Raw genomic sequence first — 26,624 nt, forward strand, 5'->3', positions numbered from 1 at the left:
GCTCAATCGTACTGCTGGAAAGAGGCTTCCCGTCACCGCTGTGCGGCGAGGGAGGCGTATAATAGTCTTTTCTGAGGAAGGGTCAAGAGGTGTTTTAAAAAAACTGACAAGTCTGGCCGATTGCACCGTAAGTGCGCTGATTTTAGGCCCTGGCCGTACTCGTCTTGCTCGAAGAGGTTGGGGCTCTGGCTGAATATCTGGCCCAGGCTCGCTCGCTCAGCAAGACCAGGGTCAGCAGCGTGTAGATCCAGGCTTCCAGCGAGGACACCCGGGATTGCATCCAGAAGTGAATAACCGCGAGGATCACGATCGCATAAATTATCCGGTGCAGTCGCTTCCAGTTCTTTTTCAGCTTGCGCACCATGCCTTTGGGCGAAGTTACGGCTAGCGCCAGCAGCCCTGCCCAGCCAATCATCCCAAGATAAATGAAGGGCCGCTTGCTGATGTCATCCCAGAACACGGCAGCATCCAGTTCTATCCAGCCGATGATATAGGTGCCCAGATGCGCAGTGGCATAAAAGAAGGTGAACAGGCCAAGCATTCGACGGTAGCGCACCGGGTTTGGCAGTGGCGTTCGCCGCCGGAGCGTGGAGCAGGACAGTGTGATCAGTAACATCCACAGTGCCCAGTGCCCCATCTCCTGCAATACCACTTCCAGCGCGTCTACACCCAGCGCCCGCGGCTCTAGCAAAAACAGACCCCAGTACCAAACCGCTGGCACCAGAGCCGATACAAACAGCAACCACCAAAGCCAACCTTGCCTGAGGTTAATGCCTGTCATTTAAAAGAACTTCCTCAGATCCATACCTTCGTACAACGATGCCACTTCATCGTACCCATTGAACAGCCGGGTCGGTATGCGCTCTACATCACCATTGGCCCCAATGCGACGCTCACTGGCCTGGCTCCAGCGAGGGTGGTCCACTTCCGGATTTACGTTCGCGTAAAAGCCGTACTCGTTTTCCGCCGCTAAGTTCCAGGTAATGGGCGGCATCTCGCGCACAAAACTGATTCGGGCTATGGATTTGATGCTCTTGAAACCGTACTTCCAGGGCAATAACAGTCGTATCGGCGCACCGTTCTGGTTGGGCAGTGGTTCGCCGTACATGCCCACCGCCAGAAAGGCGAGCGGATGCATGGCTTCATCCATACGCAAGCCTTCCAGATAAGGGTAATCGATAAATGAAAACCGGCTACGCTGGCCACGCATTTCATCTGGCCGCACGACGGTCTCGAACGCCACATAACGCGCATCACTGGTGGGTTCGAATTGCTGCAGCACCTTACCCAATTCAATGCCGATCCAGGGGATCACCATCGACCAGGCTTCTACGCAGCGCAGCCGGTAAATACGCTCTTCAGTGGCGGCTGCATTAGCCACCAGGGACTCAAGATCAAAGGTGCCGGGGTTGGCACATTCCCCATCCACCGTTATTTCCCAGGGGTAAGGGTTGAAGTCATCGGCGTATTTGGCCGGATCACCTTTGCCCGTTCCGAATTCATAAAAATTGTTGTAGGAGGTTGCGTCGGCACGATCCGTCACGCCTTCGTCGGTGGTGACGCTACGAAACACCGTTTGTTCAACCTTTTGGTCAAGCCAGTGAGGGGCACTCTGGTCTTCTGCAAATACACGCGGAACGGCACCGGCCAGAGCCAACCCACCGGCAGCCTGAATAATATGTCGGCGGTTCAGGTAGGCCGATTTGGGGGTTACGTCATTTTCGGTTAAGTCTGAAGCCTGTTTGATTAACATACATCGCATCCTGTTGGATTTGTTCATAGCCTCTAAAGACTACGGAATCAGGCGCTGACTGGTTTCACACTGGCGGGGCGGGCTCTTACTGGGGTCCAGCAGTAAAGCAGCAAGCTGCTTTAACTTTGGCACAACTGATCTGCCATGGCAGCGCCTTTACATCCTTTTTATAAGGGTAGCGCTGCCAGCAGAGGCGGATCAGTCGTCGCCAGACTCTACTTTCCGGGCGTTTTTATACAGACGCAAGCGGCGCCAGACTTCAAACACAGGGCCCGAGAGGGCATAGGTCACGGCGAAAGCCAGCAGAACCGGGCCCGGATCAAGAGCGATTACGGCAATCACCATGATCGACAACAACAGCACCACAAAGGGTACCCGACCCTTATCACTGAGGTCTTTAAAGGAGTAATAGCGAATGGGGCTGACCATCATGGCGCCAATCAGCGGCACAATAATCACCATCAACCAGGCGACCGACTCACCCTCGACCCCTTTTTGACCCAGCGCCCACACCATGGCCCACAGCACACCGGCGCCTGCCGGACTGGCCAGGCCAACAAAGAACTTCTTGTCGACGGTGTTGATCTGAGTATTGAAACGCGCCAGGCGCAAGGCTGCCCCGGCAACAAAAATAAAGGCGGCAACCCAGCCCAGGTTGCTCAGGCTGTGCAACGACCACTGATACACCAGAATGGCCGGTGCCACGCCAAACGCCAGATTATCGGACATGGAATCGTACTGGGCCCCAAATTCACTCTGCGTATGCGTCATGCGGGCTACCCGCCCGTCCATGCCATCGAGAATCTGAGCGACAAAAATAGCCATGGCAGCGCGTACAAAGCTCCCGTTCATAGACAACACAATGGAGTAGAAACCCGCAAACAAGGCGGCTGTTGTCAGCAAATTGGGCAAGAGGTAAATGCCACGACGGTGGCTCGGGTGTTGCTGTACGGGCAATTGATCATTCTCCGTCGTTTTTTCTTCTGTGGAACTCATAGAGCCCCCCTTTTTTGATTTGGCCCGGGCCAGCGCTGGCACGGGCAAGCATGAACTGATGTTCCGGGAGCGTCAGTCCCCGGTAATGTCGACCGCGGTCTGCCAGAAGGCACTGACCAGCGGGTCCTGCAAGCGCCGATTGAGGACACAGACCCCGACGTCAAAAGGTTCGAGAACCGTATCCGTCTCGATTCGCTCTATTTTATCTTTCATCGGGCTGTTCTCAATCACCAGCCCCGGTACCACTCCGATCCCGAAGCCAAGGCCCACCATACTGACGATGGCCTCATTCCCCGCCACCTGAGCGTAGATATTGGGCTTGATCGAATGCGCCCGGAACCAGTGATCAAGGCGCTTTCGCGCCAGCCCATACTCGGACACGACAAAGGGAATCTGCCCCCAGGGAATGGGCGTTTCCTGCATCAGGCTGCGCACCGGACAGTCGATCACCGGCGCGATGAAGTCCAGTGGTGTCTCAACAATGGACGCGAACATCAGCGGGTTGGGCAGATGGTCCGGCCGGGGTGCGACCGCAACATCGGTCTCATCGTCCATTACCTTCTGCACGGCCTGGGCGGCATCGCCGGTTTCCAGTATCACCTCAATGTTGGGGAAGCGCTTGCGAAACTCGGTCAGCACTTCCAGCATGAACGAATAACTGGCAGTCACCGAACAATAGAGCCGCACCTGACCGCGCAGTTCATCAGGATCGTTTTGCAGCTTATGCCTGAGCTCTTGCCAGTGGGCCAGCGTCGATTCGGCGAACTCACGAAAAAGCCTCCCGGCCTGAGTCAGCACAACCGTCCGGTTATCCCGTTCAAACAGCGTAGCACCCAGTTCATCTTCGAGCCGGGCAATGCTCCGACTCAGTGTAGACGGACTGACATGCATGGCTTCGGACGTTTTGCCGTAATGCAGTGTTTGAGACAGGTGCAAGAACTGCTTAAGTGCTCGCAGATCCATAGTAATCGACTCCTCTGGCAGGCCTCCGATTATGCCATATCCCCGGTAATATTGCAGCAAACGCAATACAAACCCGGGGTTGTGCAACTTTATGAAAGCTGTGTGAGTCGTTTGCCAGGCCTAGGAGCCTGTCGGACTTAGGATGAATCGGCTGCGGAAGCGGGACGACGGCCCAAATACCCGCAAATTTCGAGCACATAGGCCCACTATGCACTCAAAATTTGCAAACATTTGGTCTCGCCGTCCCACTCCCTCGCATCGATCCCCCTAAGTCCGACAGGCTCCTAGCTAGTCGATTGGATTACGGGCCAGAAAGGCCGGCGAAAACCACCGCTCCGGTATCGCCACCGGGGTCACGCTCTGATAATGGATGCGAGTCACTTCATCGCCCATGACTTCATCGGTCAGGGTCATACGGGAAACAGTCAGTTCACCACCCCCCTCGTCGAGCTCAAAGGCGGCTGTTTTAGCAAGCTTTCCTGAGGTCAGATAAAAGCGTGCGCTCAACGGCGCATAGTCATCGGTACGAACCTGCAGCTCGACCCGCTGATAGCTCAGGCCAGCGCGGGCCGCTTCCAGGGTCAGCCACATTGTTTCCTGTTCAGACTGCCGGTTTACAATGCGGTAGTCCTCCTGCCAGCGTAACGAGGCGATGTCGCCAATCGATGCTTCGCCCAGCATTTTCTGCATGGGAGTAATGCGAATGGGCCGCTGGCTAGCGGGCAGAAACAGCCAGAACTGATCATCAAGCATCAGTACTTTCTGCCCCGCTTCCCGGCCACTTCTGGCCAATGCCAGTGACCGTCGACCGGCACCCACATACACCTCAAAAGCACTGGAGCGGAGCAATTCGCCCGCCTCCCACACTTCAATCAGGCTCTCTACCCGGACATCTCCCTGGCGAGTTCGTGCCTGATCCAGCACGGCCAGCTCCGGTGACGGTTCAGCCCGAAGGCCCCCCAGGACAAACAGCAATAAAATGCACAACCACAAATCCTGTTTACGCATAATTCAAGGCCTCCACAATGGGTTTGCGAACACCCCGGAACGTGGCCACGCCACTGGCAAGGGTTGCCAACACCACGACAATGGCCGAGCTGATCACGGCCATTTCGCCAGACCAGTAAACCTGCAATGGGTAACCCTCGGTTTGGCCCGGTGGCGGTGGCATTTGCACCTCGAAAACGATCAGTCCCAACGACAGCAGCCCGGACAATAACAGCCCGACCAGACTACCAAGCAGCCCAATCAGTCCGGCTTCCATTAAAAACAAGCGCAGAATTTCGCCTCGTCGTGTCCCCATCGCAGCCAGTGCACCAATTTCGCGGGTGCGCTCCATCACACTCATTGAAGCGGTGTTGAAGACGGCAAAACCGACCATGGCCAGAATAACCAGGCCCATCACGCCAAAAATGCGGTTATAGAGGTTGCGTACGCTGGTGTAGAAAAAAGCCCGTTCGTGCCAGGCCGTTATCCCCAGTTGCGGATACTGCTCCTCCAGAATGTTATAGAAGGTGTCGGCTTGCGCACTGTCATTGAGATACACGCCCATACGAGTGATACGATCACTGTTCAACAAGCGCTGCGCATCGGTGATACGGGTCATCACCAGACGGCTGTCCAGCTCGGGGACGCCCGTCGATACAATACCCCGCACGGTTACATCAATGGCATTGAGTGCACCATCCACCGTAGTGCTCATCAGCGTCAGCCCATCGCCCACGCCCACCTTCAAATTGGCGGCCAGGCTCCTGCCGATCAGTGCCTGTGCGCCGGCATCCGAATCGGTGACACCAAACAAACGGCCTGCATCCAGGCGCATTGACGGGCCACGCACCTGAAACAATTCAGGCTCAACCCCTTCGCCAACAAAGATGGTGGATTTATCACCGTTGGTGATCAGCCCACTGAATTCAACGGTCGCCAGGGTGTTGCGCACCCGCCGGTCCTGCCGCAGCGCCCGTTCCAGGCTATCGGCGTTGTCGAGACCGAAGTGCAATGGATAGTCTTCCTGCGTCTGATAAAACGCCGGGTGTGTCAAAATCACATGGCCTTTGTCGCGCATGGCAAACTCGCGCAAGGAGTCGTAGGTATAGAGCGCAAACCCACTGGTGGCCATGATGCCGGTTACGCCAATCGCGGTGAGCATCAGCGTCGCCAGCGTGCGGCGGCGGTTGCGGCCCAGATTGCTCCAGGCCAGTAAGAACCACTTCATACCCTTTCCTCCCTGCCAGATACCGGCTGGCGGGTTTCACTCTGCAAGCGACCCTGATGCAAGCGAATAAGCCGGTCACACCAGCGCGACAAGCGGATGTCGTGAGTCGCGACCAGCACCGTTGTGTTGAATTCGCGGCTGAGCGTCCGTAGCAAATCCACAACCGTCAGGGCAGTTTCCTCATCGAGGCTGGCGGTGGGTTCATCGGCGATGATCAATTCGGGCCGTTTGGCCAGCGCCCGTGCTATGGCCACACGCTGGCGCTGGCCGCCTGAGAGATGCGCGGGTCGTTTGTCCAGCAATGAGCCGATTCCCACGGCGTTGGCCAGCGCGTTAACCCGCTCGGCCTGCTCCTTTCGGGACAACCCCAACAGCATGAGCGGGTAGGCGATATTATCGCGCGCACTCATCACCGGAATCAGATTGAACTCCTGAAACACGAAGCCAAAGGTCCGGCGGCGCAAGTCGGTCAGAGCCGCACCGGACAGCCCGGTCAACGCACGGTCATGCCAGTACAGTTGCCCGCAGTCCTGCTGATCAATCAGGCCGCAGATATTCAGCAAAGTGGTCTTGCCACAACCGGAAGGCCCAACCAGTCCCACGAACTCACCGGCCTGCAGCAACAGGTCGACACCCGAGAGCACCCTCTGGTCCGCCTCTCCCACGCGGTAGCTTTTGGACACCTTGTCCACCGTCATCAGGGTCATGTCACTCTCCCACTGCTGCCAGCGCATCGCGTGCCGCAGCGGTATAGTCATTATCCACCGGAAGGTCGGCCAGGCGCTTCAGCAGCATGGTCTGGCGTTCCGGCTCGTCGGCCTGGCGGGCAGCCCGGGCGGCGTAAAAATGAATGTGGCTATGGTTTTGTGCAGGCACTTCGTCCAGTAGCGGGCTCTGGCTGGCATCCAGCAACAACTGATACCCCTGCTCAAACCGGCCGAAGAAGTCTGGAACCTGAGTGAAGGTAATGCCTGCCAACGCTTTGACCTGAACACTGACCGGCAAGCCATAAAACACCTGCTCATCGTGCTCAGGGCCCAGCCATTGCTGCGCAGTACCCATAGCGGCCAAGCCGTCTTCGGTCAGACTCATTTTATTCCAGGGCATCCAGGCGTCGCGCCCCTGCAACGTCTGGCTGCCGCCCAGCAGAACCAGTATCAGCGGGTCGCCGGGGTGAGTTACAAGCAGTGCCTCAAATGCCTCAACGGCATCATCGACGGCGCCGTTATCGCCCTCGATGGCTGCAAGGTACTGCTGGTATGCCCGGGTCAGTTCCGGGTCGGTGTGGTCAACCTCGGCAAATGCCGCTGATGCCCAGCTTATGATGACCAGAATAATCAGAATGAATTGCCGCATGACGTCGCTCCGTTAAGAATTCGACGTCACTCTAGCGGGTTGGGCGAGCCCAATCGGGCGCTTTCGATGAATGGTTCTGCTGCGGAATGAACGGTTACAGGTGACACTAAATGGCGCGGACGTGGCTTACATTTGCTTGAACCGGTCGGAAAACCGGCGGCTGACAGTGAGCGGGTTACGGCCACTTTTCACATGAACTTTCAGCTGCCCGGAAAAGGTTCGTTCAACCCGGTCGATACAGGCGACCTGCACCAGAGTCGAACGATGGATACGCCAGAATTGCTGATTATCCAGCTCGGCTTCCAGCTGTTTGAGCGACTTGCGAATCAGATACTCGCCGTCTGCTGTAACCACGGTGGTGTATTTGTCTTCTGCCAGAAAATACAAAACGGATTGGACATCGATAACGTAGATATCCTCACCCCGGTGAGCGTTCAGCCAGCGCAATGGGCTATTGCCCGCCTCACCAGCAGACAACAGTCGTTGTAAATCCGCCAGGTCAACCTGAGCCGTCGCGGGGCGCTCAAGCCGTTGGAGTATACGATCCCGGGTGCGCTCAAGCCGTGATTCATCGATGGGTTTGAGCAGATAGTCGACCGCTTCGCGCTCAAACGCCTCCACGGCGTACTCGTCATAGGCCGTCAGAAAGACCACGGCACAGTCCCGGGTAAGGCCCGCCTGCTGCATGCGCTCGGCAACCTCCAGGCCCGTCAGCCCCGGCATTTTGATGTCCAGGAAAACCACCTGTGGCCGAACGGTATCAATCAGTTGCCAGGCTTCCTCGCCCGTTGCCGCCATGGCGACGATGTCCAGGTCTGACCAGAGATCGCTCAGAATCCGGTTTAGGTGATAGCGAAGAACGGGTTCATCGTCGGCGATGATTGCGGTCAGTTCAGCCATGAGTTCCGTCGTTTGTCGGGTTTTGGACCGGCATGGTTTATACCTCGCCCTTTGTATTAATTGGCACCTTCAAATGCGCCTCCGTTCCACCAGTTACGCTGGCTTTCAGCGTCAGTGCAGCCCGACCGTCATAGAGCAGGCGCAGCCGCTCGCGAATATTACTAAGCCCGACCCCCTCACCGCTTGAAACCGGAGCCTGGCCCAATCCCAGTCCGGTATTGACCACAGCAACCTGCAGCGCATCGCCTGCCAACCGCACGACCACCCTAACTTCACCGCCGGACGTGCTGGGTTCAATACCGTGGATTACGGCATTTTCCACCAGTGGCTGAATCATCAGCGGCGGCAACGGCAGGTCGTCAAATGCTTCTGGCGCATCAATGTCGAACGACAGTCGATTGCCCATGCGAATCGCCTGAATGGCCAGGTAACTGCGAATCAGAGTCAACTCATCGGCAAGCCGGGTGGTGTCCTGACGGGTCCGGCGCAAACTAACCCTCAGCATGGTGGTCAGCTCACCAATCAGCCGTTTCGCCGCCACACTGTCCTGATCTATCAGGCCCTGCACATTGGCCAGTGTATTGAACAGAAAGTGCGGTTCAATCTGGCTTTGCATCAGCTTCAGCTGGCTGAGCAGCAAGTCCTTGTCTTTCTGCGAGGCGACCAGTTGCTGCTCGGTCACTTCTCGCCCCAATCGCTGAACACGATAGGTGGAATAGAAAAAGTAGAAAACAATAAGACTGAAAACAGCCGATATCGCCAGGTTGCCAAGCATCATCGCCCAGTGTTCGCGAAAATCGATCTGAAACAAGTTGCCGAACACAACAGACATCATATTGACCATGCCAATCGCGACCCCGATGACCATGCCCAGGCTGTTACGAAACAGGTCCGTCCGATCCGGCCAGGCCAGGTGAGCCAGGTTAATCGTCACCACACAGGAGAGGCCAAACCCGAGCGAGATCCTCAGGTTTATCCAATAACTGGCGCCGTTCATCAGAGACGTCAGCCAGGCGATCAGCGCACAGGCGACCAGCGTTATGCCCACACCAAACACCCATTCAAGCAGCGAGCTGTCGGCAAAACTGTGTTGATACATACCCGGAAACTTTTTCATGGTGCCAATACCCAGTTAACGCCCAGTGTGTAGCGGTCGCCCAGCCCAATCTGACCCAGCATGCCCGAGGCGGGCGTCGTCTGCCAGCCCAGCGTCAAAGCCGCGTTTTGTGTCCAGGCATAGGTCAGTTCAAGCTCAGTCAATGCCGTTGGCTCCCCGGCCCAGAGCCCGATCAGGGTTCCGGTCAGGTCCCAGTCGTTCCAATTTTGCGTCAGGCGGACCAGCGAACGGTGTGCCGTCAACGGTTTGCCCTGCCAGGCAGGTGCCAGCGCACCGGCAGCCCCTGCCTTCAGATCCTGTCGTACCTGTGACCAGTCATCCGCTGACAGCGCCCGGGTATCCAGATGGTGTTCGAGCAATAACTGCCAGCCACCTTGGCCGCTAGTGCTGGCGCCAACCAGTATGTTCCAGGCAGATTCGTGCTCAATTATTAGGCGGCCATCCCGATGGGTTCGCTGCAGCGCCGTTTCATACCAGGTCAGCGACCCATGATACTCCCAGTGCTGACCGTGAACCCAGGATGCACCCGCACCCAGTTGCCAGCCTTCTTCGTAACCCGCGGCCATCTGCCAGTCCAAAGCGCCGTAGAACCCCTGGGTTCGCACCAGACAAAGCTCCTGCCTGTCTTCGAGACGCAGTGTACAAACAGCCTGGTCGGTATTGATGCCCCGAAACTGTTGTACAGACAACAGCGGCTCTGCCAGAAATTCGGAGCGGCCATCAGCAGGCCCCACCCAGTTGAGCGGGTTGGCCAGAAAGCCGTAATCCCAGTGCAGATGCTTTTGCCCCAGCGTCACCTCATAGTCACCCAGCCCAGCATCGTAATACGCCTGCCTGACCGTCCACTCCGGTTCTGATGTTCCGGAGCTCTCTGGCTCGAAGCGTACATCCAGTCCCGCACCGGCATCAGCCAACGACAGATCATAGCGCTGTGTCCACGCAAAGGGGCTGGCATCGATCAATGCCAGAGGAGCCGATACGGTGTCCTGCCTGCTCGCCTCCCACTCAGCGTGCAGCCGCCAGTCCAGCGCCCAAACCGCTGGACTGGTTAGCATCAGCAGACAACCACCAGTGACCGTGGTTTGAAATGTCTTTGGCTTCAGCATCTAAAACACCTGATTAAAACTGACAAAGAACTGAACATCGCCTTCAGCAGACATACCAAGGTCTGCGCGCACTTTCATCTCGCCATCAGGAGGCAACCCGAATCGCAAACCACCGCCAACACTTGAGGGCGTTTCCGCATGATCACTGTCTTGTATCCAACCGGTTTCGGCAAAGGCGACACCCGATACCCAGCCGAGCAGCGGGAACCGGACTTCGGCTTGAGCGGCCATGCTGGACTCGCCAACAAACCGCCGGGCAACATAACCGCGCAGTTGCTCATCGCCACCGAGGGCGGCATCAAATACCTCACCATCGGTTGCATTGCCGTCAAAACGCAGCGCCACCACCGAGGTACCGGCAAGAGGAATGTAACGACGAACGTCCAATCCGCCACGCCAGCCTGTCTGATTCAGTGACTTGCTGTGCAGAGCATCCGGCTGAACTTCGGCGGCAATCACCGCATAGGTTCCCCGCCGAGGGTTGATTCCGGTATCCCGGCTGTCCCAACGCAGCCCCAACCCCGGGTAGGCGTTCACGTCGTCACCATCGCGTTCGTGCAACCGACCAGCAACTGACACACGTCCCAACACCGACAACGGACCGATGATCGTCCGGCTCATTTCGTTGCCCAGCGTCAGACGCCAGCGCTCAAAACGCTGATAATCCGAAGCACCATCCGGAAATTCATAGTCAAAAAAGTTATCCACCGACAGCGCAAGCGAATAATCCCATTCGGGCCAGAGGTCGGGCTGACGCCGTTGAATCTGCAAACTGAACTGCCCCCCGACAGTCCCCTGAACAAACACGTCCCGGTAAATCGGGCGCTCCAGTTCCGCGTCCGCGGCCGGATACCGGAACCACGCGGCTCCCAGGACAGTGCCATAAACCGAGCCATAGCCGATGATCGGCGATACGGCGTTGCTATAGGCTTCACTTCCGGCAGGTGTCGCCAGTTCCGCTTCGAGACCAGCGCAGCTCGATACCAGGCCCAGCAACAGGATCGTTCTTTTCAACGTCACGGATTCGCTCCACAGGCTATGATGACCGCCAGACTAATGGGGCGACTCGGTGACGAGTCCCTGGTACGACAAACGGTTTTATCCGGCAGTAAGCGGTCTCTGTTTACGCTGAGCGGAGTGACCTTAGCGGTCGGCTATTATTCCCTTTTTTGCAACACCTGGTTGCCAACAATTCATTTCCAGCAACATTCCCACTTCTGTAGACTGTCTTGCAACGGTGGACAAACCACCTTCAGCGTTTACAGGACACAGCATGAGCAATTACTTCAACACCCTGAATCTTCGCCAGCAGTTAGCCCAACTGGGTAAGTGCCGGTTTATGGAAAAGTCTGAATTCGCCAATGAGTGCGACGTGCTCAAGGGCAAGAAAGTGGTCATCGTCGGTTGCGGTGCCCAGGGTTTGAACCAGGGCCTGAACATGCGCGACTCGGGTCTGGATGTTTCCTACGCCTTGCGCCAGGCCGCCATTGATGAAAAACGCCAGTCGTGGAAGAACGCCAGCGAAAACGGTTTTCAGGTCGACTCCTATGAAAACCTGATTCCCCAGGCAGACCTGGTGGTCAACCTGACGCCGGACAAGCAGCACAGCAACGTCGTTGAGACTGTCATGCCGCTGATGAAAAAAGGCGCTACCCTCGGCTATTCACACGGTTTCAACATCGTCGAAGTCGGCCAGAAGATTCGTGACGACATTACCGTGGTGATGGTTGCCCCGAAATGCCCGGGCACCGAAGTGCGTGAAGAGTACAAGCGCGGCTTTGGTGTACCGACGCTGATCGCCGTTCACCCGGAAAACGACCCGAAAGGCGAAGGCTTTGAAATCGCCAAGGCCTGGGCTGCGGCCACCGGTGGTCACCGTGCCGGCGTACTGGAGAGTTCTTTTGTAGCGGAAGTGAAGTCCGACCTGATGGGCGAGCAAACCATTCTGTGCGGCATGCTGCAGGCTGGCTCACTGCTGTGCTTCGACAAGATGGTCGCCGAAGGCGTCGACAAAACCTACGCCAGCAAGCTGGTTCAGTACGGCTGGGAAACCGTGACGGAAGCACTCAAGCACGGTGGCATCACCACCATGATGGACCGCCTGAGCAACCCGGCCAAGGTTCGCGCCTACCAATTGTCGGAAGAACTCAAGGAGCTGATGCGCCCCTTGTTCCAGAAGCACCAGGACGACATCATCAGCGGCCACTTCAGCGATACCATGATGGCCGACTGGGCCAATGACGACAAAGACCTGTTCGGCTGGCGTGAAGCCACCGGCAAAACGGCCTTCGAACAAACGCCAGTGTCTGCCAATGATCTGGACGAACAGGAATACTTTGATAACGGCATTCTGATGGTCGCGATGGTCAAGGCCGGCGTTGAACTGGCGTTCGAGACCATGGTCGAAAGCGGCATCATCGAAGAAAGCGCCTATTACGAATCGCTGCACGAACTGCCGTTGATCGCTAATACCATTGCGCGCAAGAAGCTGTATGAAATGAACGTGGTGATCAGTGACACCGCTGAATACGGTAACTATTTGTTCGCCAACGCGGCCGTTCCGTTGCTGGCCGAACATTTCATGCCAAAAGTCGGCACCGATGTCATCGGAAAAGGCCTGGGCGCTGTATCCGGCCAGGTTGATAACATTGAGCTGATCAAGGTAAACACCGCCATTCGCAACCACCCCATTGAGTGGATTGGCGAAGAACTGCGCGGCTACATGACTGACATGAAGCGTCTCGTCGAAGCCTGATGGCAGACGAGACCTTAACCGGTCTCAGTGAGGTCCCCAAAAGGGAGTGAGCATTGGCCCGCCGATCCGGCGGGCTTTTTTTTGCCTGTCAGGAAGGGTCCGACCCGGCCTCCAGCAAACGAGTATTCATCCGTTCAATGTGTTTGGCCATGGTTTCCAGTGTTGAGAGGACGAGTTCGGGACGGGAGGCAATCAAATGCTGAAATTTGTCGTAATCGACCCGGACCGCGCTGCAATTCCCTTCGGCGATGACCGAGGCGGTGCGCGTTGAGTGCAGTAGCATGGCCTGCAACCCGAGAATTTCGCCTTCCCGCGCAACGCCCAACTGCACGCCTTCGCGCATGACCCGGGCACGCCCTTCGATCAGGGTGAACACACAATCGGCCGGTTCGCCCTCGCGGATGATGTCATCGCCGGATTTGAAGAATTCGAATCCGGGCGCCGGATCCTGAGGCATCTTCGAATTGTGCAGCGCCAGCCTCAGGGCTGCATCGTTGAAGCCACCTATCAGGGTGGGTACATCGGTCGCTTCAATACTGGACCAGTGCCAGATATCGAGCGTAACCGCCCCTTCCTGAAACCATTCCAGCACCTCGCCAACCTGGCCGCACCAGCAGTCGTCGGTCTCCAGTGCAAACAGGCGCGTACCCTCGGCCGACAGACCGATCACACCTTCGACCGGTTTGATCAGCGCCCAATCAGACGTATCGGCTTTGGACAGAGCGCCACGACTGAACGAGCGGGTCTCGTCCGGCTGCGCGGGCATGCGTTTCAGGCTGTGTACCTGATGGGCCTGAGTGTGGGTTATCCAGCTTTCCGGGTGTTGCACCAGTGTAAACATTGTGCCCCTCTATTCTCGACATCCGACCCCATCGGGACCGGTACTTGCTCAATCGAGCATTTCATCGGCTCGCAGCACCGATTGATAATACGCGTCCTGCAACTGAATGGCCTCTTCCGAATCCAACAATCCCCGGGGCAAGGCATCCCAGCGAGAGTGGCTGTAATCCACAGCGATACCCAGAATGGCTCCCAGAGGACCCTCTCGCTGTGTCAGTGCTGCGCGCACTTCCTCTGTGAAGGGTAGCTGTTCTACGATCTGGTGCATTGGGCGGTCGAGCCAGGCATCCAGCACCGATAGCAAGCCAACGGTAAACCCCGCCTGGGCCGTCAAGCCGGGCCGCTCGGTGGCCAGGTGTTCGCAAAAAAACGCCCGGGTCAGCGCTTCACGCTGCAGTTCACCGGGTTTGTCCGATAACTGGCCCATGTTGATCAGGGTCACCCAGCTGCGAATGCGGTCCAGCCCCAGCATCATGACGGCCTGATGCAGGGATTCAATCGACTGCGCCCGGCGATAAAACGCCGAGTTCACCAACTGCAATAACTTATAGGATAGAACAGTATCGCGCTGAACGTGCTTGTAGATCGCGTTGATGTCCACATCAGACCGGTACAGATCGGCCAGCAGCATCAGCATGCCCATCCTGTCCGGGTCTACCTGCTGCCCGCGAATGGTCTCAGGCTGGCAAAAGAAGTAGCCCTGGAAATAATCAAACCCCTGGTCGCGGCAGGTCTGATACATGGCATGGTCTTCAATTTTTTCCGCCACCAGGGTGACGTCGTGCTGTCGCAATCGCTCCAGCAAAGGCTGTATGGCCTCTGGCGGGGTGGCGAGCACATCTATTTTCACCATGTCGACCAGGTCGATCAGCTCGGGCCGGTAGTCCCGACCCTCGAAATCATCGAGCACCAGTTTGAAGCCCCGATCCTTTAACCCCTGAAGCAGTGGCACCAGATCGTCATCGGCGTGGTAATGCTCAAGGACCTCAATGTACATGGTGTCGCGCAGAATATCCGGCAAGGCATTGAGCATGGTTTTAGTGACATTAACCAGGCCTGGCTTATTGTTCAGCGTCTTGAAGGTGTCGGTATGGGTGTAGGCATTGAGCATGACGGTTCTCGTGGCCAGATCACCATCACTGAAATCTGCCTGTACGGCGTTGCCTTGTCGAAACAACAGCTCATAGGCAAACACCTGCTGAGTGCTGTCGAAGATGGGTTGGCGGGCAAATAAAACGACGTCGTGCAATCGCTTACCTCTGTGGCGTATGTTGTTAGCAATTAGCTAAAACCCGGAATGTTACGATAACGTACAACATTCAGTGCACCGTGCACCCAAAACCCGCTATCACCCGTTCAGGAGGATATAATGATTCAGATTGGCATGAATTGCGACCCTGAGTGGCTATGCGACACCATCACCTGGATCATAGCCGCGCTGCTGGCCCTGCTGGTGATTGGGCTGATCCGCATCACCCTGCGTGAACGCCGCAAAAGCAACAAAAAATACCGGATCAAACCCCGCAACCGGCGCGCCAACCGTGACGATCACTGAAGTTCACGCGCGCTCTGGCTGTGCACGAAGAGGGTCAATTCGGGCCGGGATTCCAATCGCGAAGTGAGTTTGGCACGGCCTGCAAAAACAAAAAAAGGCGGGACAAGCCCGCCGGTTCAGCCCAGTTGAGGCCAGGGTTACAGACTCAGCGTCTTGTCGCCCCGCGCCAGGCCGGATACTCCGGTGCGTACAACCTCCATGATGGTCGCACCACTGAGCGCGTCCATAAAGGCGTTCACCTTTTCTTCGTTACCGGTTACCTGAATGGTGTAGGTCGTCGGTGTCACATCGATGATCTGCCCGCGAAAAATATCGCAGGTACGCTTCACTTCCTCGCGCTGGGCACCCGTGGCCCGAACCTTAACCATCATCAGCTCGCGTTCAATGTGCGAGCCTTCGGTCAGATCGACCAGTTTGACCACCTCGATCAGCTTGTTCAGATGCTTGGTGATCTGCTCCACCACCCGATCTTCGCCTTTGGTGACCAGCGTCAGCCGCGACAGCGTCTGATCGTCGGTCGGGGCTACGTTCAGGCTCTCGATGTTGTAGCCGCGCTGGGCGAACAAGCCAACAACCCGGGCCAGTGCACCGGCTTCGTTTTCCATCAGTACTGAAATAATGTGCCGCATGATCAGGTCCTCTCCGTCTTGCTAAGGAACATGTCGGCCATACAGCCCCCGGGAACCTGCATCGGATAGACGTGCTCATCCGGGTCGATCTGAACGTCAATGAACACGACTTTATCGGTAATCGCCATGGCTTCCGTCAGTTTGGCTTCCAGTTCATCGGGCGATTCAATGCGAATCCCAGCGTGACCATAGGCCTCGGCCAGCGCGACAAAATCGGGCAGCGAATCGACATAAGAGTTCGAATAGCGGGACTCGTAATTCATGTCCTGCCATTGCCGAACCATGCCCAGATAGCCGTTATTTAGACACAGCACCTTAACCGGCAACTGGTATTGCTTGCAGGTCGCCAGTTCCTGGATGTTCATCTGAATCGAGCCTTCACCGGTCACACAGACTACCGCCGCATCGGGGTAGTTCAACTGCACACCCATCGCCGCCGGCAAGCCAAAGCCCATGGTGCCGAGGCCACCGGAATTGATCCAGCGATTGGGCTTGTTGTACTTGTAGTACTGGGCCGCAAACATCTGGTGCTGGCCAACATCGGAACAGATGTAGGCATCGCCGTTGGTGACCTTGCACAGCGTTTCAATCACGTGCTGTGGCTTCATTTTTTCAGAATCGTCGCTGCGGTAACGGCCGCCGTGACGCTGGCGCCATTCGTCGATCTGCTCCCACCACAAGCCCAGGGCTTCATTGTCTACCTTGAGTTTGGATTGCTCGATCTGCTCCAGCATTTCCTTCAGCACCGGCTTGACGGGCCCGACAATGGGAATGTCCGCCTGGATGATCTTGGAGATGGACGCCGGATCAATATCGATATGAATGATGGTCGCATCCGGGCAGAACTTGGCCGGGTTATTGGTCACCCGGTCGTCAAAGCGCGCGCCAATGGCCAGAATCAGGTCGGCATTGTGCATGGTCATGTTGGCTTCATAGGCGCCGTGCATGCCCAGCATGCCGATGAACTGCCGGTCGGTACCCGGAAAGGCACCCAGCCCCATCAACGTATTGGTGACCGGGTAGTTCAGCTGGTGCGCCAGCTGTGTCAGCTCTTTGCTGGCCTTGCCCAGAATCACACCACCGCCACTGTAGATAATCGGCCGTTTGGCTTGCAGCAGGGCATTAACCGCCTTGCGAATCTGACCGCTGTGCCCTTTCTTGACCGGGTTGTAGGAACGCATCTTGATGCGATCCGGGTATTCGTACGGGAACTTCTCGTTGGGCATCGTCATGTCTTTCGGAATGTCGATGACCACCGGGCCCGGTCGGCCGCTCTCGGCGATGTAGAACGCCTTTTTGACAATGGTCGGAATGTCCGCCGGGTCACGTACCGAGATGTTGTGCTTAACGATGGGCCGAGAAAGCCCCATCATGTCGGTTTCCTGGAAGGCATCATCGCCGATCAGGTGACTCATCACCTGGCCGGTAATGACCACCATCGGAATCGAATCCATGTAGGCCGTTGCAATGCCGGTGATGGCATTGGTCGCGCCGGGGCCTGACGTAACCAGCACCACGCCCGCCTTGCCACTGGCACGCGCATAGGCATCGGCCATGTGCGTAGCCGCCTGTTCGTGGCGCACCAGAATGTGTTTTACATCAGATTGGTTGTGAATGGCGTCATAGATGTGCAATACGGCCCCGCCGGGGTACCCGTAAATGAATTCAACGCCCTGGTCTTTTAACGATCGGATCAGCATTTCGCCGCCGGACAGCATTTCCGGCTCATGCGCAGCTTGTGTCATGGTGAGCACCTTCGCTATGACTCAAGAACGCCGCTCTTCCCGAAGTTGGAGCGATCTTCAGCGCGTATTCAAGCAAGGCCGCCGGTAAGCGACTTTGCCAATACAGCCGACCGGTCGAGGGCGAACCTGCGACTCCGACGCCGACACTGCTGCTTGAATCGGGTTTTATTGGAACCGGGGGACGATCAGAAGCCATCCGCGCCGGTTCCGGCAGTGTACCTTGGTTACTGCACTGACGAAAGTCATCTGGCCCTGCTAAATCAGGCCTTCGCTGTCTGTCCCAACGCCGGGCTGCGCTCGGCATAACGCTGACGCAACACCTTGGCGGCCGACACCATGGCTTCCAGTGCCGGGGTTACTTCCTCCCAGCGCCGGGTTTTCAGGCCGCAATCCGGGTTCACCCAGAGTTGCTGTGCCGGAATGACCTTGGCGGCCTGTTCGAGCAGATCGATGATCTGTTCAACACTCGGCGTGTTGGGCGAGTGAATGTCGTACACACCCGGGCCAATGTCATTCGGGTAGTCAAACGCCTTAAAAGCTTCCAACAGGCGCATGTCGGACCGTGACGTTTCGATGGTAATCACATCCGCATCCATCTGGGCGATGGACCCCAGAATGTCATTGAACTGCGAATAACACATGTGGGTGTGAATCTGGGTGTCGCTGGCGGCCCCGCTGGCAGTCAGGCGGAAGGCGCCAACGGCCCAGTCGAGGTAGGTCTGCCAGTGACGGCGGCGCAATGGCAAGCCTTCACGCAGTGCCGCCTCGTCGATCTGAATAATGCCAATGCCGGCGGCTTCCAGATCCAGCACTTCATCGCGCAGTGCCAACGCCAACTGCAAGGCGGTGTCGGAACGCGGCTGGTCATCGCGCACAAATGACCAGTTCAGAATGGTCACCGGGCCGGTCAGCATACCTTTCATCGGCTTGTCGGTTTGGGCAGCAGCGTACTGTGCCCAGCGCACCGTCATGGGGGCCGGGCGCTGCACATCGCCGAACAGTACCGGCGGTTTGACGCAGCGCGAACCGTACGATTGCACCCAGCCGAAGCGGGTGAAGGCAAAGCCATCCAGTTGCTCGCCAAAGTATTCGACCATGTCGTTACGTTCGGCTTCCCCGTGCACCAGCACATCCAGCCCCAGGGCTTCCTGGGCGCGCACTGTGTCCTGAATCTCGGTTTCAATGCGCTGTTCGTATTCCGCCTGCGACAACTCACCCCGGCGATAATCCCGACGTGTCTGGCGAATCGACTGGGTTTGCGGAAATGACCCGATGGTTGTGGTTGGAAACAGGGGTAATGGCAGTTTTTCTTGCTGGGCTGCCCGGCGTTTGCCGAACGGTTCGGCACGGGCGGACGTCAACGCCGTGAGTTTGGCCAGACGGTCGCGCACTTCTACCACCTTCAAGCGGGACGACTGCCGACGTTGCTGAACCGCATCGGCCGAAGACCGCAAGGCCGTTAATGTCGGTTCATCGGGTGATGGGGCCAGGCCCCGCTTGAGCAACACAACTTCGTCCAGCTTCTGCACCGCAAAACTCAGCCAACTGTGCAGTTCGTCGTCCAGTTCCGTCTCCTGCGCCAGATCAACAGGTACTTGCAGCAGCGATGACGACGGGGCTACCCAGAGGCGGTCGCCCAGCTTGGCATGAGCGGTTTTCAGCGTTTGTAACGCCTGGTCCAGGTCGGTTCGCCAGATATTGCGACCGCTGACCAGACCCAGCGACAACACCTTGTGGCCCGGCAACCAGTCCACTACCTGAGACACCTCGTGCGGCGCACTGACCGCATCGATGTGAATGCCGGCAACCGGCAGATTGCAGGTGAGGGTGACGTTGTCTTCCAGCGCACCAAAATAGGTGGCCAGCAGCAGATTGACCGGTGCTGATTTCAGCCGGTGATAGGCCTGTTCATAGGCCGCCTTCCACGCTTGAGGCAGGTCCAGCACCAGCGCGGGCTCATCGATCTGAACCCAGTCGACACCCTGGTCTGCCAGCCGATTCAGAATCGTCGCATAGGTATCCAGCAATCCGTCCAGCAGCGTTAGCCGATCAAAGTCGTCACCGGCTGGTTTGGCCAGCCACAGCCAGGTCAGTGGCCCCAGAATAACGGGTTTAACCTTGTGCCCCGCCGCTTGCGCTTCATCGACCTGATCGAACAGGGCGCTGGTACTGACCGAAAACGACTGGTCCGCCCGGACTTCCGGTTCCAGATAGTGATAGTTGGTATCGAACCACTTGGTCATGGTGCAGGCGGCGGCTGGCTTGCCGGAAGGCGCCCGGCCACGGGCCATGCGGAAATAGGTGTCGAGATCGACCTGATCGCCTGTGGGGCCAAAACGCTCGGGCACCACACCCAACAGCGCTGACGTATCCAGTACCTGGTCGTAGAAGGAGAAATCGCCCACCGTGACGGCATCGAGCCCGGCATCGGCCTGCAATTGCCAGTGGTGATGACGCAGGGTACGACCAACGGCCAGCAAGGCGGCCTGGTCCTGATCTCCCGCCCAGTAGGCTTCGAGTGCGAATTTAAGTTCCCGTTGTGCGCCGATGCGCGGGAATCCCAGCGTGTGTGCGACAGTCATGACAAATCCCTAATTGACAGTTGATTCAATGAGGGCAGAGTGTGACCATGTCGTAATTTCAAGTCTATCTCATAGTTTTCACGAATTTATCAAATAGGATTCATATGTTTCTTGAGCGGCGACATCTACATAGCCTGAAGACCATCGCCAGTTGCGGCAACCTCGCCCGGGCTGCCGAGCAACTGCACATTACCCAGTCGGCCTTGTCGCACCAGTTAAAAAGCCTGGAGCATCATTTCGATGTCTCGCTGTTCATGCGCCATACCCGGCCCATTCGGTTAACCCCGGCAGGTTACAAGCTGGTGCAACTGGCGGATCAGGTGTTGCCACGCATGGCGGATGTAGAGGAGGAACTGAGCCGGCTGGCCAGTGGTGAGGCAGGAAGACTGTTCATCGCCATCGAGTGCCACGCCTGTTACGACTGGCTGATGCCGGTGCTGGAACGCTTCAAGAAAGCCTGGCCACTGGTCGATATCGACATTCGCCTCGGTCTGAGTTTCGACTCGATTACGGCTTTGCGTGAGGGCGAGCTGGACCTGGTGATCTCATCGGACCCGGTAGAAGCCAGCGACCTGGAATTCCGGCCCCTGTTTAACTACGAAGGCCGTCTGGTCATGGCCGAAGACCACCCTCTGGCTCAAAAAACCTGGATTGCCCCGGAAGACCTGAGAACCGAGCAACTGATCACCTACCCGGTTTCCCGCGACCGGCTCGACCTGTTCAAGCACTTCCTGAGCCCGGCGGGCATTGAACCCAAATCGATTCGCCAGTCGGAACTGACTGCGGTGATTCTGCTGCTGGTGGCCAGTGGCCGGGGCCTCTCAGCCCTGCCCGACTGGGTGCTGCACTATTCGCAGCAACCGACGACCTCACTGACCTCAAGGCCGCTGGGGGAGCAGGGCCTGCACGGCACCCTCTACGCCGCCATCCGCAGCGCCGAGGGCGACAGCCCCTATCTGAACAGCTTTGTTGACCTGGCAGGGCAATTTGGGCCGGGGTCGTTTAAAAAGACCGACTAACCCGGACGTTATCGGTAGCGCTGCTCCAGCATCTCAAACACAGCCCGCACGCCAAAGGCTTCACCGCCAACCGGGCGACCCGGCAACGCGCGCTGGTTCCAGGCCATGATGTCGAAATGCACCCAGGGCGTTTGTTCGACAAAACGTTTCAGGTACAAGCCTGCGGTAATCGCGCCCCCAAATGGCGACGGCGCGCAATTGACCAGGTCGGCCACCTCGCTTTTCAGGAAGTCGTCGTAGGGGGTGTGTAACGGCAATTGCCAGACCGGGTCGCTGACTTTCTTGCCCGCTGCATTCAGATCCCGCGCCAGAGCATCGGCATCGGTAAAGTAGCCGGGCAGTTCGGTGCCCAGGGCCACCCGCGCCGCGCCCGTCAGCGTCGCAAAATCGATGATCATATCCGGGGTTTCGGTATCAGCTTCTGCCAGGGCATCGCACAACACCAGCCGACCTTCGGCATCGGTGTTATCGATCTCAACCGTCAGTCCCTTGCGGGTTTTCAGCACATCGCCCGGCCGGAAGGCATTTCCGGACACCGCGTTCTCCACGGCGGGAATCAACACCCGAAGATTCACCGGTAACTGGAGCGCCATGATCATATGCGCCAGTCCAAGCACATGGGCCGCGCCGCCCATGTCTTTTTTCATGTAGCGCATGCCCGCCGCGGGTTTGATATCCAGACCGCCGCTGTCGAAACACACCCCTTTGCCTACCAGGGTCACCCTGGGGTGCCCGGCATCGCCCCAGCGCAGGTCGAGCAACCTGGGCTCATGAACAGACGCTCGACCGACTGCATAAATAGTCGGGTAATTCTCGGTCAGTAACTGCTCACCCACCAGCTCGGTAAACCGCGCACCAAACTGACCAGCCAGCGATTGTGCCGCTTCCGATAAATGCTCGGGCATCATATCGTTCGGCGGTGTATTCACCAGATCGCGCACCAGCGCGACTCCTTGCGCCATCTGCTGCAGACGCGCTACTCGCGGCTCATCATCAATCAGCAACCGGGCTTTCACCGGCTCGCTGCTCTTGTAACGATCGAACCGGTACGTCCCCAGCAACCAGCCGAGCCCTGCCCGGTCGAGAAACTCATCAGAGCCTTTCAGTTGGTAATCGCCCTCCGGCAAGCGCTTGGCCAGATCACCCAGAATCCAGGGGTCATCAAGTGACGTCACCCCAAGCAACACCTCAGCCAGCGACCCGCCCTCACCCGGCACTAACGCCAGGCCTTTGCCGGAATAACCACTGGCACGCAGCCAGGCAACCTGTGCTTCCGGCCGGCCCTGCGCCCAGGTTTCGAATTCACGGCTTTCCAGTACGGTGAGGGGTACGCCGGTCGTACCGGCTTGCAATCGATCAGTCAAAATAGGCATAGCAACAATAAACTCACTGATAGGTCAAAATAGAATTGATAATGGCTGCAGTATGGCACTTGTGCAGACTCCTGACGCCAGACTAAGCCGCCTTGCGAGCCTGCTTGATCATCTCGTAGGCTTGCTGAATTTCCTGGGTTTTTTCCTTGGCGACACCGGTCATTTCCTCGGGCAGGCCCCGGGCCACCAACTTGTCCGGGTGGTTTTGGCTCATCAGCCGGCGGTAGGCTTTTTTAAGCTCCGCATCGGATGAATCGGATTCAACTCCCAGCACTTTGTAGGCCTGCTCAATGCTCGGCCCGCTTTGCCTGGGTGACTGACTCGACTGATGAAACTGAGCCTGAGCCCTGATGCGCTGATTGATCAGCTCGAACTGCCACTTGTTGAAGCCCAGCGCCTTGCAGATTAACTGTATGACCCGCTGTTCGCTGGCACTGAGGTTGCCGTCGGCGTAGGCCGTCTGCAATTGAATCTCAAGGAATATCTGGCTCAGCGTCTGGCGCCGGCCAATCACTTCACGCAATTCTTCCAGCACCGGCATGATGTCGTATTCAGGTGACTTGCCTTCATTGAAGAGCCGCATGGCTTCCATGCGTTGCGTGGCGTCTAGGCCCATCCGGTCCATTACCATCCGGGCCAGTTCTATCTCACGCTCACTGACCCGGCCATCGGCCTTGGCCAGCTTGCCCATGACCCGGAAGGTTGCCTGAAAGAACACGGTTTGCATCACACCGCGCCGGTCGTCACCATGAAAAGGGTTACCCGGCTGGCTGCGTGCACGATCGAACGCATTACCCAGTAACAGCCCCAGGGCCAGCCCAATCGGCCCACCGGTGTAAAAACCGATGGCACCGCCGATGATTTTTCCGTACCACTGCACCCTGCTGTTCCTCTGTTGCGCGTAAAGCCCGTGAAAATCCGCGTTTATCGGCGACCCGCTAAAAGCCAGCCTAACGCCAAGGCCAGCGATACTGCGCCCGGCCAACGGCATTCCAGCTTAACCCGATCCGGGCCGTTTGCACACCGCCACGGTATGCCCCCCAGCCCCTTTCCGGTATTATGCCCGCATCTGACTCTGACCACTGTTCATGGGCGTATGCCGCTACCAAACCGACTTCACAGCGCCCTTTGGGCGACGCTCGCCCTGGGACTGACAGCGACAGGTTCGGGTAACGGCGCCTGGGCCGACAGTACAGCGAGCCCGGATAATCAGGGTATCCTGACCGACTGGCGACCGTACGATCAATTGCCAGCCCGCGAACGAGCAGGCATTGCACCCTATTGCCCCGGTGGTTTTGTCGACCCGTTGCGCTCAGACCCCAATGTCGACCCCAACCTGCCCGACGGGCAAAGCCCGCTGTTTTTCCGGTTCGATGAAAGCCGCCTGCTCACTCCCGACCAAGCGCACCTGGTTGGTAACGTCAACGCGCGCCAGAACAGTTTTCAGTTTCAAGCCGATGAAATTACCTACCAGCGCAGCACCGGCACCGGAGAACTGATGGGGAATGTGCAACTGCGCACCCTGGGCGCCATGGTCGGCGGCAACACCGCCCAGCTCGATCTAGACCAGCGCAGCTCCGATATCAACGACGCCTATTTTGCCCTGCACGATCAGGATTTGCACGGCCATGCCAACCGCATGTCGCGTGAGGGCGATAGCTTACTGACCGGCCAAACCGTCGCCTTTACGCGGTGCATGCCACAAAACCCGGGTTGGCAGATTCGCGCTGCCCGCTTCGAAGTAAACCGGGATACCGGCATCGCTAAAGCCTGGCACGCCCGCTTCCAGATCAAATCGGTCCCGGTGCTCTATGTACCTTATGTCTCCTTTCCGATTGACGACCGGCGACGCAGTGGTTTTCTGGCCGGTACTTACGGCCTGGCGACTGAAAACCCCGGCTTCAATGAACTCTCCGTGCCCTATTACCTGAACCTGGCACCGAACTACGATGACACCTTCACCTTGCACTATTACTCGGACCTGGGTCTGCTCGCGCGCAACGAATTCCGGTTCCTGACGGAAGACCACAACGGCATATCCGATCTCGACGTGCAAGTTTCGCAACCCAACGACACCCTGGATGCCGATACCGAAGCTCCACGTCGCTGGGCATTCGGCCACAGCCAGTCCGGCCAGTTGGGAGACGCCACCGGTTACGATCTTTCAACCCGCTGGGTCAGCGACATTCGCTACGACCAAAACTTCAACGACGGCGGGGACATCGTTGAAGACCAGACACTGAACCTGAACCTGCGTCATCAGATCCGCACTGGCACCCTGAGGTTCGGTTCGGCGTTCACCACCCCGGTTCAGGACAGCCCGGAAAACTTCCAGACGGCCAAAGTGACCGCCAGCACCCGCTTCGGCAACGTCACCCCCAGCTTGCTTGCCGAATGGCAGGAACCCAAAGACGACGACGTTACCGCGGCAAGTCACGATCTGAAACGCCTGCCGGAACTGAGTTTGCGCTATAACAGCCTGAGCTTGCCAGGCAATCTGAACCTGGGTGCAACCGGCACCTACAGTTTGTTCAGCCGACAACTCGACACCGACCGCCTAAACGACCTGACCACCTCCCAGCTCGACCTGGCCACCGATTCTCAGCGGTTTTACCTGAACACCCGCGTCAGCTACCCGCTGGATGTCGAATGGGGTTACCTGCGTCCCGAAATTGAAGGCCTGGCCCTGGCCTACCAGCAATCGAACCCGGTAGACCCGGATTTCAACTTCAAACCGGAAGACTTCAGCGCCACCCCCAATGCCGTTAACTGGCGCGCCACCGTCGATAGCCGCTTAATTGCCGAACGTCCCTACGCCGCCGGCAGCAATGTCTGGGTGCACTCCATTGAACCGCGGTTGCACTACACCTATACCCCCTTTGTCGATCAGGAAGCCCTGCCCGATCTGAACACCAGCCCGGTCGACAACGATTTCGCGCTGTTCACCAAGTCCCGGTTTTCAGGACTCGACCGCATTGGCGACATGAACCGCCTGAGCGCCGCCCTCGACACCCGGCTGCGCGACAAACAAAGCGGCCGGGAACTGGCGTTTCTGGGGGTCAGCAAAGGCATCAAGCTGAGTCAGGAACGGGTAGGCGAGAGGACGACAGCCGACGAAAACCCGGATTTCAGCCCGGAATACAGCCCCAACTACCTGGATGCGCGCTGGGCACCAACCCGCCAGGTGAGCCTCAATGCCAGCGCCCAGTTTGAACACCAGAGCATGGACTTGCAGGCCTACAGCCTGGACGTGACCTTTCTGCCCAGCGACCGGCGTTTCATTCGCCTGGCCGTCAGTGGCGACCGGCCCGACCCGGACGAATCTCCGGCGGGCTACCAGAGTTTTGGAGCCTCCGGTTACTGGACAGTGCGTGAAAACCTGGCCCTCATTGGGTACGCTAACTGGTCGCGTCCGCTGGACGAAGACGGTAACGTGACTGACGACTACGCCTACACCGATCTGGTTTACGGCATCGACTACGACAGCTGCTGCTGGAACCTGCGCCTGGTCGGCTACAACAGCGTGCCGGATGAAGATGAAGACACTATCGGCACCGGCCTGTTTGCCAGCCGGGCTGAACAAGGTGTTAAATTTGAAGTCACACTCAAAGGCCTGGGCGGCAGCACCGGTAATGTAGAAAGTTTACTGGATGAAAAAGTGCCCGGTTACCGGGGCCGCCTGTACAATTACCGTTAACCGAACCATCGACGCTCGCTGAC

At 57.7% G+C, this 26,624-nt stretch carries 23 protein-coding genes; 4 read left to right on the forward strand and 19 right to left on the reverse strand.

The features are described 5' to 3' along the window. Positions 1 to 142: 142 nt before the first annotated feature. The 12 genes from ACHUE7_RS19040 to ACHUE7_RS19095 all read right to left on the reverse strand — a co-directional run bounded on the left by ACHUE7_RS19040 (position 143) and on the right by ACHUE7_RS19095 (position 11,426). Entirely contained in the window at positions 143 to 781 is a 639-nt protein-coding gene (locus ACHUE7_RS19040) for a protein-methionine-sulfoxide reductase heme-binding subunit MsrQ (protein WP_394171474.1), read from the reverse strand. Then, positions 782 to 1,753 (reverse strand): protein-methionine-sulfoxide reductase catalytic subunit MsrP, encoded by a 972-nt coding sequence (gene msrP / locus ACHUE7_RS19045; RefSeq protein WP_394171475.1) that lies wholly within the window; start codon positions 1,751 to 1,753, stop codon positions 782 to 784. It lies immediately after the preceding gene. A gap of 198 nt (positions 1,754 to 1,951) precedes the next feature. Further along, entirely contained in the window at positions 1,952 to 2,749 is a 798-nt protein-coding gene (gene pssA / locus ACHUE7_RS19050) for a CDP-diacylglycerol--serine O-phosphatidyltransferase (protein WP_127560082.1), read from the reverse strand. 72 nt (positions 2,750 to 2,821) lie between these two features. Continuing rightward, positions 2,822 to 3,712 carry an HTH-type transcriptional activator IlvY gene (gene ilvY, locus ACHUE7_RS19055; protein WP_213676960.1) on the reverse strand — a complete coding sequence of 297 codons (891 nt, stop codon included), beginning with the start codon at positions 3,710 to 3,712 and terminating at the stop codon, positions 2,822 to 2,824. A 288-nt stretch (positions 3,713 to 4,000) separates the two neighbouring features. Then, positions 4,001 to 4,720: an outer membrane lipoprotein-sorting protein gene (locus ACHUE7_RS19060; protein WP_394171476.1), complete on the reverse strand. Its 720-nt coding sequence runs from the start codon at positions 4,718 to 4,720 to the stop codon at positions 4,001 to 4,003. Then, entirely contained in the window at positions 4,713 to 5,927 is a 1,215-nt protein-coding gene (locus ACHUE7_RS19065; RefSeq protein ID WP_394171477.1) for an ABC transporter permease, read from the reverse strand. Before ACHUE7_RS19065 ends, ACHUE7_RS19060 begins: the two co-directional genes overlap by 8 nt. Then, on the reverse strand, positions 5,924 to 6,634 hold the full coding sequence (locus ACHUE7_RS19070; RefSeq protein ID WP_394171478.1) for an ABC transporter ATP-binding protein: 711 nt from the start codon (positions 6,632 to 6,634) through the stop codon (positions 5,924 to 5,926). The genes ACHUE7_RS19065 and ACHUE7_RS19070 overlap by 4 nt, the downstream gene beginning before the upstream one ends. Position 6,635: 1 nt before the next feature. After that, complete coding sequence (locus ACHUE7_RS19075) at positions 6,636 to 7,283, reverse strand: hypothetical protein (protein WP_394171479.1); 648 nt, start codon at positions 7,281 to 7,283, stop codon at positions 6,636 to 6,638. A 126-nt stretch (positions 7,284 to 7,409) separates the two neighbouring features. Next, complete coding sequence (locus ACHUE7_RS19080; protein ID WP_394171480.1) at positions 7,410 to 8,183, reverse strand: LytR/AlgR family response regulator transcription factor; 774 nt, start codon at positions 8,181 to 8,183, stop codon at positions 7,410 to 7,412. A 37-nt stretch (positions 8,184 to 8,220) separates the two neighbouring features. Next, complete coding sequence (locus ACHUE7_RS19085) at positions 8,221 to 9,300, reverse strand: sensor histidine kinase (protein WP_394171481.1); 1,080 nt, start codon at positions 9,298 to 9,300, stop codon at positions 8,221 to 8,223. Beyond that, positions 9,297 to 10,355: a hypothetical protein gene (locus ACHUE7_RS19090; RefSeq protein ID WP_394171482.1), complete on the reverse strand. Its 1,059-nt coding sequence runs from the start codon at positions 10,353 to 10,355 to the stop codon at positions 9,297 to 9,299. The genes ACHUE7_RS19085 and ACHUE7_RS19090 overlap by 4 nt, the downstream gene beginning before the upstream one ends. 51 nt (positions 10,356 to 10,406) lie before the next feature. Then, positions 10,407 to 11,426 carry a BamA/TamA family outer membrane protein gene (locus ACHUE7_RS19095; RefSeq protein ID WP_394171483.1) on the reverse strand — a complete coding sequence of 340 codons (1,020 nt, stop codon included), beginning with the start codon at positions 11,424 to 11,426 and terminating at the stop codon, positions 10,407 to 10,409. Positions 11,427 to 11,679: 253 nt separating this feature from the next. On the opposite strand from ACHUE7_RS19095, the gene ilvC reads away from it, so the two are divergent. Then, complete coding sequence (ilvC, locus tag ACHUE7_RS19100) at positions 11,680 to 13,161, forward strand: ketol-acid reductoisomerase (protein ID WP_127560066.1); 1,482 nt, start codon at positions 11,680 to 11,682, stop codon at positions 13,159 to 13,161. Positions 13,162 to 13,249: 88 nt separating this feature from the next. Here the strand turns inward: ilvC and ACHUE7_RS19105 are convergent, their stop codons facing one another. Next, positions 13,250 to 14,002, reverse strand: a complete 753-nt coding sequence (locus tag ACHUE7_RS19105) for a Crp/Fnr family transcriptional regulator (protein ID WP_394171484.1) — start codon at positions 14,000 to 14,002, stop codon at positions 13,250 to 13,252. A 48-nt stretch (positions 14,003 to 14,050) separates the two neighbouring features. Beyond that, on the reverse strand, positions 14,051 to 15,250 hold the full coding sequence (locus ACHUE7_RS19110) for an EAL and HDOD domain-containing protein (RefSeq protein WP_394171485.1): 1,200 nt from the start codon (positions 15,248 to 15,250) through the stop codon (positions 14,051 to 14,053). A 120-nt stretch (positions 15,251 to 15,370) separates the two neighbouring features. On the opposite strand from ACHUE7_RS19110, the gene ACHUE7_RS19115 reads away from it, so the two are divergent. Then, complete coding sequence (locus tag ACHUE7_RS19115; RefSeq protein WP_394171486.1) at positions 15,371 to 15,556, forward strand: hypothetical protein; 186 nt, start codon at positions 15,371 to 15,373, stop codon at positions 15,554 to 15,556. Between the two features lie 137 nt (positions 15,557 to 15,693). Here the strand turns inward: ACHUE7_RS19115 and ilvN are convergent, their stop codons facing one another. The 3 genes from ilvN to metE all read right to left on the reverse strand — a co-directional run bounded on the left by ilvN (position 15,694) and on the right by metE (position 20,512). Continuing rightward, on the reverse strand, positions 15,694 to 16,185 hold the full coding sequence (ilvN, locus tag ACHUE7_RS19120) for an acetolactate synthase small subunit (RefSeq protein WP_127560058.1): 492 nt from the start codon (positions 16,183 to 16,185) through the stop codon (positions 15,694 to 15,696). Between the two features lie 2 nt (positions 16,186 to 16,187). Then, a complete protein-coding gene (locus ACHUE7_RS19125) occupies positions 16,188 to 17,930 on the reverse strand; it encodes an acetolactate synthase 3 large subunit (RefSeq protein WP_394171487.1) in 1,743 nt (580 codons plus the stop codon). A gap of 260 nt (positions 17,931 to 18,190) precedes the next feature. Next, positions 18,191 to 20,512 (reverse strand): 5-methyltetrahydropteroyltriglutamate--homocysteine S-methyltransferase, encoded by a 2,322-nt coding sequence (metE, locus tag ACHUE7_RS19130; RefSeq protein ID WP_394171488.1) that lies wholly within the window; start codon positions 20,510 to 20,512, stop codon positions 18,191 to 18,193. Between the two features lie 104 nt (positions 20,513 to 20,616). On the opposite strand from metE, the gene ACHUE7_RS19135 reads away from it, so the two are divergent. Further along, positions 20,617 to 21,531: a LysR family transcriptional regulator gene (locus tag ACHUE7_RS19135; RefSeq protein WP_127560052.1), complete on the forward strand. Its 915-nt coding sequence runs from the start codon at positions 20,617 to 20,619 to the stop codon at positions 21,529 to 21,531. An 8-nt stretch (positions 21,532 to 21,539) separates the two neighbouring features. On the opposite strand, the gene ACHUE7_RS19140 is transcribed toward ACHUE7_RS19135, so the two are convergent. Further along, complete coding sequence (locus tag ACHUE7_RS19140; RefSeq protein WP_394171489.1) at positions 21,540 to 22,904, reverse strand: leucyl aminopeptidase family protein; 1,365 nt, start codon at positions 22,902 to 22,904, stop codon at positions 21,540 to 21,542. An 82-nt stretch (positions 22,905 to 22,986) separates the two neighbouring features. Further along, positions 22,987 to 23,784, reverse strand: a complete 798-nt coding sequence (gene djlA, locus ACHUE7_RS19145; RefSeq protein WP_127560048.1) for a co-chaperone DjlA — start codon at positions 23,782 to 23,784, stop codon at positions 22,987 to 22,989. A gap of 216 nt (positions 23,785 to 24,000) precedes the next feature. On the opposite strand from djlA, the gene ACHUE7_RS19150 reads away from it, so the two are divergent. Next, a complete protein-coding gene (locus tag ACHUE7_RS19150; protein ID WP_394171490.1) occupies positions 24,001 to 26,601 on the forward strand; it encodes an LPS-assembly protein LptD in 2,601 nt (866 codons plus the stop codon). Positions 26,602 to 26,624 lie beyond the last annotated feature (23 nt).

Source organism: Saccharospirillum alexandrii (assembly GCF_043641555.1).
Taxonomy (GTDB): Bacteria; Pseudomonadota; Gammaproteobacteria; order Pseudomonadales; family Natronospirillaceae; genus Saccharospirillum; species Saccharospirillum alexandrii_A.

Coding starts and splice junctions, on each gene's coding strand:
- ACHUE7_RS19080 (WP_394171480.1), bottom strand. CDS start 8,183: ATGGCTGAACTGACCGCAATCATCGCCGACGATGAACCCGTTCTTCGC.
- ilvY (WP_213676960.1), bottom strand. CDS start 3,712: ATGGATCTGCGAGCACTTAAGCAGTTCTTGCACCTGTCTCAAACACTG.
- ilvC (WP_127560066.1), top strand. CDS start 11,680: ATGAGCAATTACTTCAACACCCTGAATCTTCGCCAGCAGTTAGCCCAA.
- ACHUE7_RS19090 (WP_394171482.1), bottom strand. CDS start 10,355: ATGCTAACCAGTCCAGCGGTTTGGGCGCTGGACTGGCGGCTGCACGCT.
- msrP (WP_394171475.1), bottom strand. CDS start 1,753: ATGTTAATCAAACAGGCTTCAGACTTAACCGAAAATGACGTAACCCCC.
- ACHUE7_RS19125 (WP_394171487.1), bottom strand. CDS start 17,930: ATGACACAAGCTGCGCATGAGCCGGAAATGCTGTCCGGCGGCGAAATG.
- ACHUE7_RS19060 (WP_394171476.1), bottom strand. CDS start 4,720: ATGCGTAAACAGGATTTGTGGTTGTGCATTTTATTGCTGTTTGTCCTG.
- ACHUE7_RS19040 (WP_394171474.1), bottom strand. CDS start 781: ATGACAGGCATTAACCTCAGGCAAGGTTGGCTTTGGTGGTTGCTGTTT.
- ACHUE7_RS19135 (WP_127560052.1), top strand. CDS start 20,617: ATGTTTCTTGAGCGGCGACATCTACATAGCCTGAAGACCATCGCCAGT.
- ACHUE7_RS19140 (WP_394171489.1), bottom strand. CDS start 22,904: ATGCCTATTTTGACTGATCGATTGCAAGCCGGTACGACCGGCGTACCC.
- pssA (WP_127560082.1), bottom strand. CDS start 2,749: ATGAGTTCCACAGAAGAAAAAACGACGGAGAATGATCAATTGCCCGTA.
- ilvN (WP_127560058.1), bottom strand. CDS start 16,185: ATGCGGCACATTATTTCAGTACTGATGGAAAACGAAGCCGGTGCACTG.
- ACHUE7_RS19070 (WP_394171478.1), bottom strand. CDS start 6,634: ATGACCCTGATGACGGTGGACAAGGTGTCCAAAAGCTACCGCGTGGGA.
- ACHUE7_RS19105 (WP_394171484.1), bottom strand. CDS start 14,002: ATGTTTACACTGGTGCAACACCCGGAAAGCTGGATAACCCACACTCAG.
- ACHUE7_RS19085 (WP_394171481.1), bottom strand. CDS start 9,300: ATGAAAAAGTTTCCGGGTATGTATCAACACAGTTTTGCCGACAGCTCG.
- ACHUE7_RS19065 (WP_394171477.1), bottom strand. CDS start 5,927: ATGAAGTGGTTCTTACTGGCCTGGAGCAATCTGGGCCGCAACCGCCGC.
- metE (WP_394171488.1), bottom strand. CDS start 20,512: ATGACTGTCGCACACACGCTGGGATTCCCGCGCATCGGCGCACAACGG.
- ACHUE7_RS19115 (WP_394171486.1), top strand. CDS start 15,371: ATGATTCAGATTGGCATGAATTGCGACCCTGAGTGGCTATGCGACACC.
- ACHUE7_RS19150 (WP_394171490.1), top strand. CDS start 24,001: ATGCCGCTACCAAACCGACTTCACAGCGCCCTTTGGGCGACGCTCGCC.
- ACHUE7_RS19075 (WP_394171479.1), bottom strand. CDS start 7,283: ATGCGGCAATTCATTCTGATTATTCTGGTCATCATAAGCTGGGCATCA.